The 15,934-nt window shown below is 73.6% G+C and carries 14 protein-coding genes; 10 read left to right on the top strand and 4 right to left on the bottom strand.

The window, feature by feature from the left end:
* Positions 1 to 43 precede the first annotated feature (43 nt).
* The gene (locus tag IF89_RS40640; RefSeq protein ID WP_030761787.1) at positions 44 to 664 is read left to right on the top strand and encodes an RNA ligase family protein; all 621 of its coding nucleotides are present in this window, start codon (positions 44 to 46) and stop codon (positions 662 to 664) included.
* A complete protein-coding gene (locus IF89_RS0105135; RefSeq protein WP_030761783.1) occupies positions 661 to 1,041 on the top strand; it encodes a hypothetical protein in 381 nt (126 codons plus the stop codon). The genes IF89_RS40640 and IF89_RS0105135 overlap by 4 nt, the downstream gene beginning before the upstream one ends.
* A gap of 36 nt (positions 1,042 to 1,077) precedes the next feature.
* Here IF89_RS0105135 and IF89_RS0105130 read toward each other — a convergent pair whose 3' ends face one another.
* On the bottom strand, positions 1,078 to 3,165 hold the full coding sequence (locus IF89_RS0105130; protein ID WP_030761780.1) for a SpoIIE family protein phosphatase: 2,088 nt from the start codon (positions 3,163 to 3,165) through the stop codon (positions 1,078 to 1,080).
* A 231-nt stretch (positions 3,166 to 3,396) separates the two neighbouring features.
* Between IF89_RS0105130 and IF89_RS0105125 the strand changes: the two genes are divergently transcribed.
* Positions 3,397 to 3,750, top strand: a complete 354-nt coding sequence (locus tag IF89_RS0105125) for a hypothetical protein (protein WP_030761770.1) — start codon at positions 3,397 to 3,399, stop codon at positions 3,748 to 3,750.
* Between the two features lie 60 nt (positions 3,751 to 3,810).
* On the opposite strand, the gene IF89_RS0105120 is transcribed toward IF89_RS0105125, so the two are convergent.
* Positions 3,811 to 5,178: a pyridoxal phosphate-dependent decarboxylase family protein gene (locus IF89_RS0105120; RefSeq protein ID WP_030761768.1), complete on the bottom strand. Its 1,368-nt coding sequence runs from the start codon at positions 5,176 to 5,178 to the stop codon at positions 3,811 to 3,813.
* A gap of 131 nt (positions 5,179 to 5,309) precedes the next feature.
* Positions 5,310 to 5,837: a flavoprotein gene (locus IF89_RS0105115; protein ID WP_030761765.1), complete on the bottom strand. Its 528-nt coding sequence runs from the start codon at positions 5,835 to 5,837 to the stop codon at positions 5,310 to 5,312.
* Between the two features lie 59 nt (positions 5,838 to 5,896).
* On the opposite strand from IF89_RS0105115, the gene IF89_RS0105110 reads away from it, so the two are divergent.
* The 5 genes from IF89_RS0105110 (at position 5,897) to IF89_RS0105085 (ending at position 10,174) form a co-directional block, all read left to right on the top strand.
* Positions 5,897 to 6,310, top strand: coding sequence for an SgcJ/EcaC family oxidoreductase (locus tag IF89_RS0105110; RefSeq protein ID WP_030761762.1), 414 nt, complete (start codon positions 5,897 to 5,899; stop codon positions 6,308 to 6,310).
* A gap of 56 nt (positions 6,311 to 6,366) precedes the next feature.
* Positions 6,367 to 7,191 carry a hypothetical protein gene (locus IF89_RS0105105; RefSeq protein WP_030761759.1) on the top strand — a complete coding sequence of 275 codons (825 nt, stop codon included), beginning with the start codon at positions 6,367 to 6,369 and terminating at the stop codon, positions 7,189 to 7,191.
* 657 nt (positions 7,192 to 7,848) lie between these two features.
* Positions 7,849 to 8,493: a DUF4360 domain-containing protein gene (locus IF89_RS0105100; RefSeq protein WP_030761756.1), complete on the top strand. Its 645-nt coding sequence runs from the start codon at positions 7,849 to 7,851 to the stop codon at positions 8,491 to 8,493.
* 48 nt (positions 8,494 to 8,541) lie between these two features.
* The gene (locus tag IF89_RS0105095; RefSeq protein ID WP_051806805.1) at positions 8,542 to 9,228 is read left to right on the top strand and encodes a DUF4360 domain-containing protein; all 687 of its coding nucleotides are present in this window, start codon (positions 8,542 to 8,544) and stop codon (positions 9,226 to 9,228) included.
* 397 nt (positions 9,229 to 9,625) lie between these two features.
* Positions 9,626 to 10,174, top strand: coding sequence for a GNAT family N-acetyltransferase (locus IF89_RS0105085; RefSeq protein WP_030761751.1), 549 nt, complete (start codon positions 9,626 to 9,628; stop codon positions 10,172 to 10,174).
* A gap of 38 nt (positions 10,175 to 10,212) precedes the next feature.
* On the opposite strand, the gene IF89_RS0105080 is transcribed toward IF89_RS0105085, so the two are convergent.
* A complete protein-coding gene (locus IF89_RS0105080) occupies positions 10,213 to 12,042 on the bottom strand; it encodes a serine/threonine-protein kinase (RefSeq protein ID WP_030761748.1) in 1,830 nt (609 codons plus the stop codon).
* Between the two features lie 232 nt (positions 12,043 to 12,274).
* On the opposite strand from IF89_RS0105080, the gene IF89_RS0105075 reads away from it, so the two are divergent.
* A complete protein-coding gene (locus IF89_RS0105075) occupies positions 12,275 to 13,414 on the top strand; it encodes a hypothetical protein (protein WP_158717803.1) in 1,140 nt (379 codons plus the stop codon).
* Positions 13,415 to 13,738: 324 nt separating this feature from the next.
* Positions 13,739 to 15,889, top strand: coding sequence for a discoidin domain-containing protein (locus IF89_RS0105070; protein ID WP_030761743.1), 2,151 nt, complete (start codon positions 13,739 to 13,741; stop codon positions 15,887 to 15,889).
* The last annotated feature ends 45 nt before the right edge of the window (positions 15,890 to 15,934 follow it).

The following is a 15,934-nucleotide window of genomic DNA, read 5'->3' as shown; positions in this document are numbered from 1 at the left end:
AAACGACCTCGCCGGCGGGCACCGAGATGGCTACCATCGCCCGGTGCAGCCCGAACCCGACTGGTCCCCCTACCCGAAGATCCCCGCCCGCACCAGGCTCGGAGAGGCCCGCGGCCGAACCTGGGTCGCCCACGAGAAGATCCACGGCGCCAACTTCGCCGTCGTGTGCGACGCGGCGGGCGCGCACCCCGCCAAGCGGCGCGAGCTGCTCGGCGACGGCGGACTCGACGACTTCTTCGGCGTCGGCCGGATCTGGCCGGCCCTGGCGGTCGCGGCCGCCCGCTGCGCGCAGGCCCTGCGGGAGGCCGTCGGCGCCGCACCGACCGCTGTGGTGACCCTGTACGGCGAACTGGCCGGCGGCCGCTACCCCCACCCCGACGTACCGGCCGTCCCCGCCGCGGCCGCCGTACAGACCGGCGTCTGGTACGCCCCCGATCTCGTCTGGCTGCCCTTCGACGCCATCGTCGCCGGCGCGGACGGACCGTGCTGGGTCGCCGACCGCACCCTCCGCACGGCCGCGGGACCGGCGGGCCTGCTGTGCGTACCGCTGCTGGCGGAGGGGCCGCTCGCCCGGCTCCAGGAGCTCCCCGTGCTCTTCCCGACCCGGCTCCGGGTCTCCTCGGCCTGCCGGCCCTGCCGGACAACCTCGCGGAAGGCCTGGTGATCAAACCGGCGGGGGAGTCCTGGGGGCCCACCCGCCCCATGGCCAAGGACAAGCAGCCCGCCTTCGCCGAGGACGACCGCTTCGACGGCGCACGCCCCTACCGGGCGCCCGCCGGGGGCGCCGCCGGCGTCCCCGGATGGCTGCTCGCCCACGGCACCGGCCTGCTCACCCCGGCCCGCGCCGCATCGGCCGTCAGCAAGCTGGGCCCCCGTACCCCGCCCGGGGACCTGGCCGCCGAGATCGCACGCGACGCCGCCGAGGAGGCGGCCGAAGGGCTGGGCGGCCTGGACGGGGCCACCCGCCGAGCCCTGGAGGAGTCCCTCCTCCCCGGCGCCCTCGCCCTGGCCCTCTTCGACGCCTCCGACCGGCGCAGCTGACCCTCCCGGCCGCCGGAGCGGCCGGCCGGGCCGGAGTCAGTGGCTGCCGCTGCGGTGGTTCGTGCCGATCCGGGCCGCCAGCAGGGCGATGTCGTCGTCGGCGGACGCCGGCACGAGATGGGCGATGAGCGAGTCGCACAGGTGGTCCAGGGGCTGGAGGGGCTCGGTCAGCAACCCGGTCAGCTCGCCCAGGCGCTCGTCGATGTCGCGGTTGCGCGACTCGATCAGGCCGTCGGTGTAGAGGACGAGCAGGCTGCCCTCCGGCAGGGTGATGTCGGTGGTGGTGAAGGTGACCCCGCCGACTCCCAGCGGGGCCCCCGGCGGAGTCTTCACCAGGTAGACGGTGCCGTCGGGCTCCGCCACCGCGGGCGGCGGGTGACCGGCCCGGGTGACCGTGCAGCGACCGGTCGCCGGATCGCACACCACATACAGGAACGTCGCCAGCATCGGCTCCGCGAGGTCGGCGAGGGTCGCCTCCAGCTGGTGGAGCAGCGCGGCCGGCGGCATGTCGAGCCGTGCGAGGGCGCGGACCGTCGCCGACAGGCGGCCCATCACGGCGGCGGCCGCGATGCCGTGGCCCATCACGTCGCCCATGAGCAGGCCGGCCCGGCCGCCGGTCAGGGGGACGACGTCGTACCAGTCCCCACCGACCTCGTTGACGTCGCTGGCCGGCAGGTAGCGGTGGGCGATCTCGATGCCGGGGGGCGCGGTGATGTGCTGCGGCAGCATGCTGCGCTGCAGCACGACCGCCGTCTCGTGCTCGTGGTGGTAGAGGCGGGCGTTGTCGATGCTGATGGCGGCCCGCGCGGCGAGTTCACCGGCGAGGGTCACGTCGTCGGAGCCGAACGGGGGCGATGGCCGGGTGCGGAAGAAGGACGCCACCCCGAGGACGAGACCCCGCGCGACGAGCGGCACCATCATGAACGAATGCACGCCCGCCTCGACGAGCTGCGCCGGCTTGGCGGTGTGCCGGGCCGCCGGGGCGACCGCCATCGCGTCGAGGTGGGCGACCAGGAAGGGCTGGCGGGCCGCGAGGGCCTGGGTGTACGGCGCGGCCGGGGGGAAGGTGAGGGTTCGGCCCAGCGGCGCGAGGATCTGCGTGACTCCCGACCCGGCCAGCGGGGTCTTGCCCAGCCGGCGCAGCGCGGCGCCTCCGGTGAGCCCCATGCCCGGCTCGTTGCCGCGCGCGAGCGATTCCAGTACGTCGACGGTGACGGCACTGGCCAGGTGGGGGACGGCCAGGTCGGCCAGCTCCTGGGCGGTGCGTTCGAGGTCGAGGCTGGCGCCGATCCGGGAGCTGGCCTCGGTGAGCAGGGCCAGCCGCTGGCGCCCCGCCTCCGCCTCGGTGTGGTCGCGCTGCTGCTCGGTGATGTCGAGCAGGGAGGCGATCACGCCGATCGGCTGTCCGCCGGGATCCTCGGCCCGCACGTAGGAGCACGCCCATACGTGGTCGTGGTCCGGGTCGGCGGGGGTCCGGCCGGTGCGCAGCCGGTTGAGGACCGGTTCCCCGGTCTCCAGGACCTGGCGCATGGCCTCTTCCATCTCGCCCGCGTTCACCTCCGGCAGCACCTCGGCCAGTCGCCGGCCCACGTGCGCGGACTCCGCCAGCCCGTTCATCGCCTCCAGGGCCGCATTGACCTGCAGGAACCGCAGCTGGGTGTCCAGGACGGCGATCCCCACGGGCGAACGGGCGAACAGGCCGTCCCACACTGCCGAGGACCCGCGGATCCGGCGCGCCGCGTGTGCGTCCGCCGCGAAGACCAGGACCGCGGAGGCGCCGTGCCGGCGGTCGGGGACGGGGCAGGCCCAGATCTCCAGCTCCAGGGGGTGCCCGTTGCGGTGCCAGGCCGTGACCGTCCCCATCACGCCTCGTCCGGTCGCGGCCGTCTCCCACAGGGAACGGCCCAGGCTGCGGTCCGCGCCGGGGTGCAGGAGGTCGGCGATGTGCCGTCCGAGCACCTGGGGCGGGTCGTATCCGAGCAGCTCCTGCGCGCCGAGGTTCCACCGCACGATCATGCCGTCGCCGCTCGTCGCCAGGAGCGCGACCGGCAGCGCGCCCAGCCATCCGCCGGCGTCCTGGGCGGCGCCGCTGATCAGGTCGTTCAGCGGCATCTCCTCGTGCATCCCGCACCCGCTCCTTCCGGGCGGACCCGGCCCCGCCGCTCATCACCTTCATCCTCGCCCCGGGCGAGCGGCGGCGCCCCCCGGCCGCAGCACACGGGTGCCCGTGCCACTCCCCGTCCGCACGCGCCGTCGCGTCCGCGCCTTCATCCGGTCGGCCGAGCACAGCAAGCCGGCCGCGCCGGACCGGGCCACGCTGTGGGCAAGGACCACCGCACAGACGAGGACCGCACCATGTCCCACAGGCGACGTATCGGCATCACCGCGGGGGCCGCAGCGCTGCTGCTCAGCGCCACCGCTTGCTCGGGTCTGGGTCGGAGCACCGTCGGCGTGCTCAGCTTCCGCGGCCACGACTCACCGGTCGAGATCAGCTACTCCAACACCCTCGTCACAGGGTGCCACCGGATCGCCATCCCCGACGGCGCCACCCACGTCGTGAACAACACGCTCGTCGACGTCGTCCTCTACCAGAACTTCGACTGCAAGCCGTCCGACGAACCGAACAACGGGATCTACGTGGCGACGACACTCTCGGACGTGACGGCCCCCGGGGCCGGCTCCTGGCGCAGCTTCAGCGTCGTCCACTGACGCGTACGCGGCATCGGCCGGCGTGGACAGCCGGCCCGCCCGGCCAGTGCGGCGTACGCGTCAGTGGCCCGCCGCGGCCCGTCGGATCGAGTCGAGCGCGCGGGCCACGTCGTCGTCGTCCGTGGACCAGTTGCTCACCGAGATGCGCATGACACGCCGGCCGTGCCAGGTGGAGCCGCTGATCCATGTCGTACCGTCGGCGAGGAGCCGGGCGAGCACCCGCTCGGTGCGCTCGTCGCCGCCGAACTCGGCGCACACCTGCGTGAACACCACCTCGTTGAGCACCCGGGCCCCGTCGATCGCGGCGATGCCCTCCGCGAACGCGCGGGCATGGCGGCACAGGCCGTCGACGAGGTCGGCGACGCCCGTGCGGCCGAGGGACCTGAGCGCCGCCCACACCGTGAAGGCGCGGCCGCGGCGGGAGAGTTCGGGGACCGTGTCCACCGGGTCGCCCTGCTCGTGCTGGATGAGGTAGTCGCCGCGCAGGCCCATCGCGGCGCGGAGCGCGGACGGGTCGCGTACGACGGCGACACCGCAGTCGTAGGGCACGTTCAGGGTCTTGTGTGCGTCCGTCGCCCAGGAATCGGCGTCGGCGCAGCCCGCGGTCAGGTGGGCGAGGCGCGGCGAAGCGGCCGCCCACAGCCCGAAGGCCCCGTCCACGTGCACCCACGCACCGGCCGCCCGGGCCGTCCGCACGGCGTCGGTGAAGGGGTCGAAGGCGCCGGAGTGGATGTCTCCGGCCTGGAGGACGACGACGGCCGGGCCCGGCCCGCCCGCGGCGAGGACGCGCCGCAGGTCCGCCGGGTCCATACGGCCCTGCCCGTCCGCGTCCACCAGGGAGGGAGCGCCGAGCCCGAGGTAGCGCAGTGCCAGGTCCACGGCCATGTGCCGGTCCCGGCCGGCGACGACGCGCACGGGCGGACCTCCGGCGAGCCCGTCACGGCCCACGTGCCGGCCCGCGCGCCGCAGCACCTCGTCGCGCGCGGCGGCCAGGCAGGTGAAGTTCGCCATCGTGGCGCCCGTGGTGAAACCGACGGCGCCGCCGTCCGGCAGCCCCAGCAGGTCGAGCAGCCACGCGCCGGCGACCTCCTCCACCGCCGCGCACGCGGGCGAGGCTGCCCGCATCACCGCGTTCTGGTCCCAGGCGCTGACGAGCCAGTCCGCGGCCAGCGCGGCGGGCTCCGTACCACCGACCACGAAACCGTAGAAGCGGCCGCTGGGGAACGCGGTCAGTCCCGGCTCGCAGGCCGTCGCCAGCAGGTCGACGACATCGGTCGGGGGGCTGGGGTCGTCCGGCAGTTCGGTTCCGAGCGCGCGCACGGTCTCCTCGACCGAGGCGCGTGCGGGAACCGGCCGCTCGGACAGGCTCGCCAACCACCGGACGGCATGGTCGTGCGCCCGCCGGAGGGCGGCCTCGCGCGCGTCCATACCTCGGACTATGGGACAGGAGCCGCCGCCCTGCAAGCCGCGGCCCGTGGACGCGTGGCCGCAGACGCGGGCCCGTACGCGCGCTGCTCGGGCACGCCTGGCCCGTTGGCGCTTCCCGGCGCCCGCGCCGGTCAGTGTGGGACGGGGGCGGGGTCGAGGCCGCCCAGGGCGGCGGCCCAGGGGAAGGGGGCGGGGGCGTCGGCGGGCGTGTTGTCGTGCTGGAGCAGTCGGACCCCGGCGTTGCGCAGCGTCGCGAGTGAGGTCTCGTACTGCGGGTGCGCGGCGAGGGCGCTGTTGGTGCAGGAAACGGCAGTGACGGGCGTGCCGTTGCCGAGGGCTTCGGCGGCGAGGCCGATGGCCAGCCGGTCGGTGAGACCGAGGGCCCATGCGTTGACCGTGTTGAAGGTGGCGGGCGCGTAGAGCAGCGCGTCGGCAGCCGGCCACTGCTCGGCTTCACCGGGGAGCGGGTACTGCCACAGGACCGGGTGGCCGGTGAGGGCGGCGAGCCCGTCGAGGCTCTCCGCGAGCCAGTGGGCGGCGGTGGGCGTGAGCCCGAGGCAGACGTCCCAGCCGCGGGCCTGGGCGTCTTCGACGACGTGGGCGACGTCGAACACGGGTGGGGCGGCGGAGCAGAGGAGGTGGAGGGTCTTCATGGTCATGCGGCAATATGATCATACGGCTTGACCTCAAGTGTGGTTGAGGGAGCAGGATCGGGCCCATGGACACCGGACAGGCCGCCAGGGCCGCAGACATCAAGGCGATCGAAGAGGTCGTCGCCGCCGTCGAGCGCACACAGCGGGCGAAGGACGCGGAGGGCTTCCTGGCCCTCTTCCACCCCGACGCACTGTGGACGACGGCACACGGCAGGGTTCTCATCGGCTTCGAGGCGATAGCCGCGTTCACCCGTGCCGTGCTGCCCGGGGCGAGCTGGGACGGCGAGGTCACCTACGAGGTCGTCCACGTGCAGTTCCTGCGGCCGGACGTCGCCGCGGTGAAGGTGCGGCAGGCCTACCACGGCGCCGACGGCAGCGAGGGCGCGCCGCTGTACGTGATGACGAGGGAGCCGGACGGGCCCTGGCTGCTGACCGCCTGCCAGAACACCCAGGTGGTGAAGGAGCCCGGCCCGGCCTGATCCGTACCGGCAGCGTCCCTCTCGCAGCACGGCCGTCGCCGGGGGACAGTGGAGCTGTGGTCGACGTCGAGGCGGTGGCAGCCGAGCTGTACGGGCTCAGGCCGGAGGAGTTCACGGCCGCCCGGGACGCCCACGCGGCCGCCGCGCGCAAGGCCGGGCAGGGGGCCGAGGCGAAGCGCATCGCCGCCCTGCGCAGGCCCACGCTCGCGGTGTGGGCCGCGAACCGGCTGGCCCGAGCCGACACGGACCAGGCGCAGCACCTGCTGGAACTCGGCCGCGGGCTGCGCGACGCGCACCGGACCCTGTCGGGGGAGGACCTGCGCAAACTCTCCCACCAGCAGCACGTGGTGATCGCCGCAATGGCGGGCGAGGCCCGTCGCCTGGCCGGTGAAGCGGGGCAGGACCTCTCCGCGGGCGTGCAGCGGGAGGTCGAACAGATCCTGCGCAGCGTCCTCGCCGATCCGCAGGCGGCCGACACCTGGGCGCGAGGGGTGCTGGAGAAGGCGCCGCCCCCGGCCGTCGGCTTCGCCGACGTGGCACCGGCACCGGACGCGCAGCCGCGACCGCGCCGGGCGGAGCCGGTGCCACCGGCCGAGCAGCCGGACACGCGCGAGGTCGAGCGGACGAGCCGGGAGGCCGAGTCGGCCGAGGAGGCGCTGGCCCGCGCGGAGGCGGAGCGGGCGGAGGCCCACACCGGCCTGGTCATGCTCGACGAGCAGATGGCCCAGCTGGAGGAGCGCCTTCACCGTGCCCGGTCGGAACGCGAGCACCTCGCGGCCGCGGCGTCGGCCGCCGAGCGCCGCCACCGCGAGGCGGCACGGGCCGCGAAGGCGGCCCGTGCAGCGGCCGACGCGGCGGCCCGGAAGGCCCGCCGCCCCTGACCGGCCCGTCGGCACAGGCGCCCGGTGGGTGGTCACCGGCTGTCCGGAGCACCACGGGCTGCCGTCGAGCGAGGAGGGCAACCGGGTCCGCGCCGACCCGCCCGGCGGCGGCGCTGCGGAGATCGAGTGCGACGACGCGGGCCGCATGCCCGCCGTACGCCTGACCGCGGCCCCACCGACGCCTGCTTTCCGGACCCTGCCGCCGGGCACCCGTTCCTCCCCGGCCGGGCCGGCAGCGTCCGCCGTCACGTCCACCGGCCAAGTTGTGCCCCGGGGGGCACTGGGCCGCCCGAACGGACCGGCCCGCCATCCGCTGCCGCCCACCTGCGCCGCGACGCCCCGCGGCCGGATGTCGCGGCGGGTTCCGGGGCGGCCGCCGGGGGCCCGAGGGGAAGGAACGCCGGCGTCCGGTGCGCCTGCTGGGGCCGGTGTGCCATCGCCGGCCCCACCGAACCGGACCTTTCCGGTCCATCCGGAGCGGCGCCGGAGCACCGCCGTACGGGGAAACGGCGGCGCAGCGGAATTCGGCCATCGGACGGCCGCGCACAGCGCCGGGGGGCGGTTGTCCGTATCCCGTCCTTTCCCCGCACACGGCCGCGTGGTGGCATGTGCATGCCTAAATTCGAACGGCGGTCCCCGACGAATGGAGAAACGAAGATGGTGCTCCGCAAGCTGACCGTCGGCGCGGCGGTGGCGGCGTTGTCCGCCCTGGCAATGCCGGCACAGGCCCACAACGCCACGTATCCACCCGGGAGAATCACGGTCGACGTCGTCGGCGTGAACGGATCGGGATGTCCCCAGGGAACGGCGAGCGTCGCCGCCGCCTCCGACAACACCTCCTTCACCGTCACCTACAGCGACTACCTCGCCCAGACCGGCGCCGGCTCCGGCGGCACCGATTTCCGCAAGAACTGCCAACTCGCCCTGCAGATCCACGTGCCGCAGGGCTTCACCTACGCCATCGCCCGGGCGGACTACCGCGGCTTCGCCCACCTCCAGCGCGGGGCGTACGGCCAGGAGCGCGCCAACTACTACTTCCAGGGCATGGCCCAGACGACCCGCCGGACCCACCAGTTCAACGGCCCCTACTCCGACAACTGGCAGGCGAGCGACCAGACCGACTACGCCGACCTGGTCTGGGCGCCGTGCGGCGAGGAGCGGAACCTCAACGTCAACAGCGAACTGCGCGTCTACCCGGGAACATCGAGCCCGCAGGCCCTGAGCTTCATGAGCATGGACTCCACGGACGGCAGCGTCAGCACGGTCTACCACTTCGCGTGGAAGGAATGCCCCGCGCTCTGACACGGCGTGAGCCTCGGAACCAGCACATCACGGTCAGGAGTGACAACGATGTCCCATTCCCTGCTCCGCACCCTGTTCACCGGCGCCGCGGCCGCGGCACTCATCGCCGCGGCGACCCCGGCCGGAGCCGCCGGCCCCACCCCGCAGATCACCGCGCCGCCCGACAAGATCGTGATCGAACTCGCCACGGTGAACGGGTCCGGTTGTCGGGAGGGCACCGCGGAAGTGGCCGTCGCACCCGACAACACGGCCTTCACCGTCACCTACAGTGACTACCTGGCGCAAGTCGGGCCCGGTGCGCCACCGACCGGATTCCGCAAGAACTGCCAGCTCAATCTGCGGGTCCACGTCCCTTCGGGATTCACCTACGCCATTGTCCAGGCGGACTACCGCGGATTCGCCTTCCTCCAGCCCGGCGCGTGGGGCCAGGAGAAGGCGAACTACTACTTCCAGGGAATGCCGCAGACCACCCAGCGCACCCATCAGTTCAACGGCCCGCTCAATGACAACTGGCAGGCGACCGACAGGACGGAGTACGCCGACCTCGTCTGGGCGCCGTGCGGCGAGAAGCGAAATTTCAACATCAACACCGAACTGCGCGTCAACGCGGGCACGTCCAACCCGCAGACCGCCACCAGCTTCATGACCATGGACTCCACCGACGCGAGCGTGAGCACCCTCTACCACCTCGCCTGGCAGGCCTGCCCGGCCCCGCGGCCCCGCCCGGGCCAGTAGCGCATCGGATGCGCCGCCCCTGAGACGGCCCGGCGGTACGGGCGTCGTGGGTCCCGTACCGCCGGGTCCCGTGCCGCCGCCCCTACCGCCGGGACCGGCGGCGCTCAGGCCGCCTGGCGCGGCCGCCACGGCACGTCGCCGCGGCGCGCGGTCAGGTACATGGGGACCACGGCGGCCGCCGCCGGCACATCGGGCAGCGCGTCGACCACGGCCACGCCGCGCCGGTCTGCCTCGGGCGCTCTCGGCCGGGGCTGATGCTGCCTGTCTCCATGACGGGCTCCTTCCGGGAGTACGCCCCGTCAGCGTGCGGTCGATACCTGCGGGTTGCGTCCTGCCGCCAAGAACCGGCCCCGCCCGGGGTGCGCGCACCGTATCGGTGATCGGCTACGTTGGCGCGATGTCCGAACTGCGTACCGAACGCCTCCTCCTGCGCGCCTGGCGGGAGTCCGACCTGCGCCCCTGGGCGGCGATGAACGCCGACCCCGAAGTCCGCGAGCACTTCGACGGCGTGCTCACCCGCGAACAGAGCGAGGCGTCCGCGGCCCGCTTCCAGGCCGCCCTCGCGCAGCGCGGCTGGGGCTGGTGGGCCGTGGAGGCCCTGGCGACGGGCGAGTTCGTCGGCTTCACCGGACTGGACCCGGTGGACGACGACATGCCCTTCACAGGGGTGGAGATCGGCTGGCGGCTGGCCCGTACGGCCTGGGGGCACGGCTTCGCCACCGAGGCCGCCCGCGCCGCCCTGGCCTTCGGCTTCGAGACCCTCGCCCTGCCCGAGATCCTTGCGGTGACCACCGCCACCAACCTCCGCTCCCGAGCGGTGATGCGCCGTATCGGGATGACCCGCGACCCGGCCGACGACTTCGACGACCTCACGGTGCCCGACGGGCCGCTGCGCCCGAGCGTGGTGTACCGGCTCCGGGCGGAGGACCACCACGCCGGTCGGTAGCCCCCGCGACCGGCGCCGGCGGCCGTACGGGAGCGCCGTCAGCGGGAGGCGGAGCCCGCGGCGCCGTTGCGCCAGACCGTCACATCCAGGGTGAGGTAGGTGCTCGGCGAGTCCTCCGGCGAGATGCCGCGCACCGTGACCAGCCCGAGGTGACCGGTACCGGTCGTCACGCAGACCTGGCGGCCCGTGCCGAGCTTGTTGACGTACACGTTGTCCGTGAAGCGGGTCTCGGCGCGGCACGTGGCGAGGGAGCCCTGCTGACCCGGGTCGAGGAGCACCAGGCTCCCTCCCTGGCCCTCGGCGTCGAGGTAGCCGCCCGTGTCGTACGACAGCTCGTACCCGCCGTCCTCGCCCTTCTGGGGGCGCAGCGGGTCCTCGCCGAGGGTGAGGTGGTAGCCGGCAGTGAGGTTGACGCCCTTGTAGTCGGAGGGCGTGGGATCGGGGCGGTCGCTGCCCGTCGCGGGCTTGGAGCCGTCGGCCCGGGTGCCGCCGTTGCCCGCGCCGCCGCCGACCGTGCCGCCGGAGGCCGAGGAAGCGGCGCCCGAGTCGCCCCCCTTGTCCTTCACCAGCCCGTACACGGCCGTGCCGCCGACGACCGCCAGCACCAGGGCCGCGGCGACCACCGCCGGACCCCGCTTGCGCCCCTGCGGCCCGGGCACCGACTGCTGCGGCTGGAACGGCAGCGGCTGCCCGGACATCTGCGGGTGCATCGGCGGGGGAGTGCCGAACCGGGAGGGCGCGTACGGGCCGACGGCGGGATACGCCGGCTGCGCGGCCGGCGGCTGCTGCGGGGCCGGCGGAGGACCCTGCGGGGCCTGCCCGGTGCCCTGCACCGTCGGGGCATACGGTGCTGCGCCGCCGGCCGTCGCGGCCATGGCCGTCGGCGGATGCGCCGGAGGGGGCGGCGTGAGGTCCGGGGCCGGCGCAGCCGACCGGGCGGAGATCTCCGCGGTGACCGCTGCCGGCAGCCAGTCCTCGGGCCTGCGCAGCGACGTGGCGTCGTTGGCGGTCCGGCACAGCGCGATGACCTCGGCGACGGACGGGCGGTCCGCCGGGTCCTTGGCGAGGCAGCGGGTGACGAGCTCGGTCAACCGCGGCGGTACGTCCGACAGTTCGGGCTGCTCGTGCACGATCCGGTAGAGCACGCCGTGCGAGGGCCCCTCGCCGAACGGGGGCGCTCCGACGGCCGCGTACGCCGCGACCTGGCCGAGGGCGAAGACGTCGGTGGCCGGTCCGACGCCCCGCCCGGCGGCCTGCTCCGGCGCCATGAAGGCGGGCGTACCCACGAAGACCCCGCTGCCGGTGAGGGAGGTGGCATCGGCGGCGTGGGCGATGCCGAAGTCGATGACGCGCGGGCCGTCGGCGGCGAGCAGGACGTTCGACGGCTTCAGATCCCGGTGCACGATTCCGGCGCCGTGGATCACCTGGAGGGCCTCGGCGATCCCGGCCACCAGCAGCAGCACGGTCTCGACGGGCAGGGGGCCGTGTGCGGCCACGGCGGCGGCGAGCGAGGGTCCCGGCACGTAGGCAGTGGCCAGCCAGGGGTGGGGGCCGTCGGTGTCGGCGTCGATGACGGGCGCGGTGTAGAGGCCCTGGACCCGCTGCGCGGAGCGGATCTCCTGGGCGAACCTGCGCCGGAACTCGGGGTCCTCCGCGAACTCGGGCCGGATCACCTTGATGGCGACGGGCCGCCCCCCGGGGGTGTGGGAGAGGTACACCTTGCCCATGCCGCCCGCGCCGAGCCGTGCGCTGAGTCGGTAACCGGCCACCGTGCCGGGGTCGTCGGGACCCAGGGCCTCGAAGTGCGCGGCCGCCCTGTCGCCACGGTCGCCCATGTCGCCCTCGCCACCCGGCCGCTGACCGTCCATCACCCTACTGCTCCTCAGTCCGCCCGATCGGTGCGCACCGCACCCTATCCGAGTCGCACGCGAGCACCGGCCCTGCGTACCGCGCACCCGCACCGGCTGCGGACGGCTCTGCTGCGTCGCCGGCTCCAGGGCGGTTGACCTGCGGCGGCAGGCCCCGGCGCCGGCCGGGGGCCCTGCCGGGGAGCCGACCGGGGCGGGTTACCTTGTCCCTCGATCCAAGGGGGAAACTGCAATGTCGCACAACACGGGGTGGGCACCCCACCCGGGGCAGCCCATGCCGCAGTGGGGAGGCGGTCATGTGCCGCCGCCGGCGCCGAAACCGGGCGTCATACCCCTGCAGCCGCTCACCGTCGGGGACGTGCTCGGCGGGGCGTTCTCGACCTTCCGCCGTTACTGGAAGGCCCTGCTCGGCGTCGCGCTCGCCGTACAGGGCGCCGGACTCCTGCTCGTGGTTCTCGCGATCGGCATCACCATCGCGCTGGTGCACGACCGGCTCTCCGCGGTCCTCGACCCCGGGCCGGGGGAACGCGCCGCCGCCGAGGACGTGGTGGCCCTCGTCCTGGCCTTCGCTCCGGCCGTGGTGCTCCTGGTCGTCGCGTTGACCGTGGGCGCGGCGATGATCAGCGCGCTGGGCCCGGCCGTGATCCAGGAGGCCGTGCTGGGCCGCCCGACGACCTTCGGCGCGATGTGGCGGCGCTGCTGGTCCCGGCTGCCCTCCGTGCTCGGCACCGTGGTGCTCGCCGGCCTGATCGCGGCCGCCCCGATGCTCCTCGTCCCTGCAGTCGGAGTGCCCCTGGTCATCCTGTCCGCCGACGGGTCCGGGCCGCCGGTCGGCCTGTTCGTGCTGCTCCTGGGCGTGCTGGCCTGCCTGCCCGTCTCGGTCTGGCTCGCCACGCGCCTCAGCCTCGCGCCGGCCGCCGCGGTGTGCGAAGGGCCCGGTCCCGTCGCCGCGCTGCGACGCTCCTCCCAGTTGGCCGAGGACGGCTGGTGGCGCGTTTTCGGCATCACCATGCTCGGCCACTTCGTGGCGATGGCCGTGGGCTACGCGATCCAGATCCCCTTCACCCTCGTCGGCATGGTGGCTTTCCTGCCTGCCATGATGGAGATGGACGCCGGCGGGGCGGACGCGGATCCGAGCGTCGCGATCGCCGGACTCGCCGTGTACCTGGTCTGCATGGTGCTCGGCGGTCTGCTCAGCGGGCTGTTCCAGTTCACCTTCCCGCCGCTGGTCCTGGCCCTTCTCTACGTCGACCTGCGGATCCGCAAGGAGGACCTGGCGCCGTCGCTGCTCGCCGCTGCGGCCACGACCGCGCCCGACCGGACGGCTCCCACCGCCTCGGGGGACCCCGACGATCCGCCGTCACCGACCTGACGCACCCTGTCAACCACCGAACGCATGTCGTCCCGGCGCGACCCGCCGGGAACACTTCCTGAACAGTCGAACGCGACCGCTCCGAGGGCCTTCGGGGCGGTCCGTCGCACAGCCTCCTCGTCGGATCCTGCGCTCACCTCGCCTGATTTTTTTCGTCAATACTTTTCACAAGATTTGAAGAAACTCCGAGTTCACAGCCCTGAACCGCGCCTGACGCATCATCCGGCCTTCGGCCCGTGAACGCACAAGCCCTTGACGGCCCCCTCGGCGAGCAGTTCACTCACGCTTCGATCCCTCGGAGCCACGACGTCAGGAGCACCCCACATGCCCCCACGCCCCAGCCCGTCCCTCGCATCCGTCCTCGCGGCCGCGCTGGTCGCAGCGCTCCTCGTACTGCTGCCCGGCGCCGGCGCCCAGGCCGCGCCCGTCCTGCTCTCGCAGGGCAGGCCCGCCACCGCCTCCAGCATCGAAGGCCCCGGCACCCCCGCCCCGGCCGCCGTCGACGGCGACAACGGCACCCGCTGGTCCAGCCAGTTCGCCGACCCCCAGTGGATACAGGTGGATCTCGGCACCCCCGCCCGGCTGAGCCAGGTGGTGCTGCGCTGGGAGACCGCCCACGCCCGCGCCTACCGGATCGAGCTGTCCACGGACGGGTCGAACTGGACCACGGCCTACTCCACCACGGCCGGTCCCGGCGGCACCCAGACCCTCGACATCACCGGCACCGCCCGGTACGTGCGGATGTACGGGACCGAGCGGGCCACCCCGTGGGGCTACTCCCTCTGGGAGTTCCAGGTCCTCGGCACCACGGGCACCGACCCCACCCTGCCCGGCGGCGGTGATCTCGGACCGAACGTGATCGTCTTCGATCCCTCGACCCCCGGTATCCAGGCCCGGCTCGACCAGGTCTTCCAGCAGCAGGAGTCCGCACAGTTCGGATCCGGCCGCTACCAGTTCCTCTTCAAGCCCGGTACCTACAACGGTCTCAATGCCCAGATCGGCTTCTACACCTCCATCTCCGGCCTCGGCCTGAGCCCCGACGACACCACCATCAACGGTGACGTGACCGTCGACGCCGGCTGGTTCAACGGCAACGCCACCCAGAACTTCTGGCGCTCCGCCGAGAACCTGGCCCTCAACCCGGTCAACGGCACCAACCGCTGGGCCGTCTCCCAGGCCGCGCCGTTCCGCCGGATGCACATCAAGGGCGGACTCAACCTGGCTCCCGACGGCTACGGCTGGGCCTCCGGCGGCTACATCGCCGACTCCAAGATCGACGGCCAGGTGGGCAACTACTCGCAGCAGCAGTGGTACACCCGCGACAGCTCGATCGGCGGCTGGTCCAACGGCGTCTGGAACCAGGTCTTCTCCGGCACCCAGGGCGCACCCGCACAGGGCTTCCCCAACCCGCCGTACACCACCCTGGACACCACGCCGGTCTCGCGCGAGAAGCCCTTCCTGTACCTCGACGGCAACGACTACAAGGTGTTCGTCCCCGCCAAGCGGGTGAACGCACGCGGCACGTCCTGGGGCAACGGCGCCGCCCCGCAGGGAACTTCCCTCCCGCTCAGCCAGTTCTACGTGGTCAAGCCGGGCGCGAGCGCCGCGACGATCAACCAGGCGCTGACCCAGGGCCTGCACCTGCTGTTCACCCCGGGCGTCTACCACGTGGACCGGACCATCCGGGTCGACCGGCCCGGCACCGTCGTCCTCGGTCTCGGCCTCGCCACGATCATCCCGGACAACGGGGTGACCGCCATGAAGGTCGGTGACGTCGACGGCGTGCGGCTCGCCGGATTCCTGATCGACGCGGGCCCCGTCGAATCGCCCTCGCTGCTGGAGGTCGGGCCGGCCGGCACCGCCACCGACCACTCCGCCGACCCGACCAGCGTGCAGGACGTCTTCATCCGAGTCGGCGGCGCGGGGCCGGGCAGGGCCACCGTCGGCATGGTCGTCAACAACCACGACACGATCGTCGACCACACCTGGATCTGGCGCGCCGACCACGGCGACGGCGTCGGCTGGGAGACCAACCGCTCCGACTACGGCTTCCGCGTCAACGGCGACGACGTGCTCGCCACCGGGCTGTTCGTCGAGCACTTCAACAAGTACGACGTGCAGTGGAACGGCGAACGCGGCCGGACGATCTTCTTCCAGAACGAGAAGGCGTACGACGCCCCCGACCAGGCGGCGATACAGAACGGCTCGATCAAGGGCTACGCCGCCTACCAGGTGGCCGACTCCGTCGACGTGCACGAGGGATGGGGACTGGGCAGTTACTGCTACTACAACGTCGACCCGACGATCCGCCAGGAACACGGATTCCAGGCGCCCGTCAAGCCGGGGGTGAGGTTCCACGACCTGCTGGTCGTCTCGCTCGGCGGCAACGGCCAGTACGAGCACGTGATCAACAGCACGGGCGCCCCGACCTCCGGGACCTCCACGGTTCCCTCCACGATCGTGTCCTTCCCCTGACCCCGGCCCCGTCACGGCGCTGCGGGGCGGCCGGAGCCGCCCCGC

Origin of the sequence: Streptomyces sp. NRRL F-2664 (assembly GCF_000719345.1) — a bacterium.
Classification (GTDB): domain Bacteria; phylum Actinomycetota; class Actinomycetes; order Streptomycetales; family Streptomycetaceae; genus Streptomyces.
The sequence above is the reverse complement of the archived record's forward strand: the minus strand, read 5'-3'. Positions and strand labels throughout refer to the sequence as shown.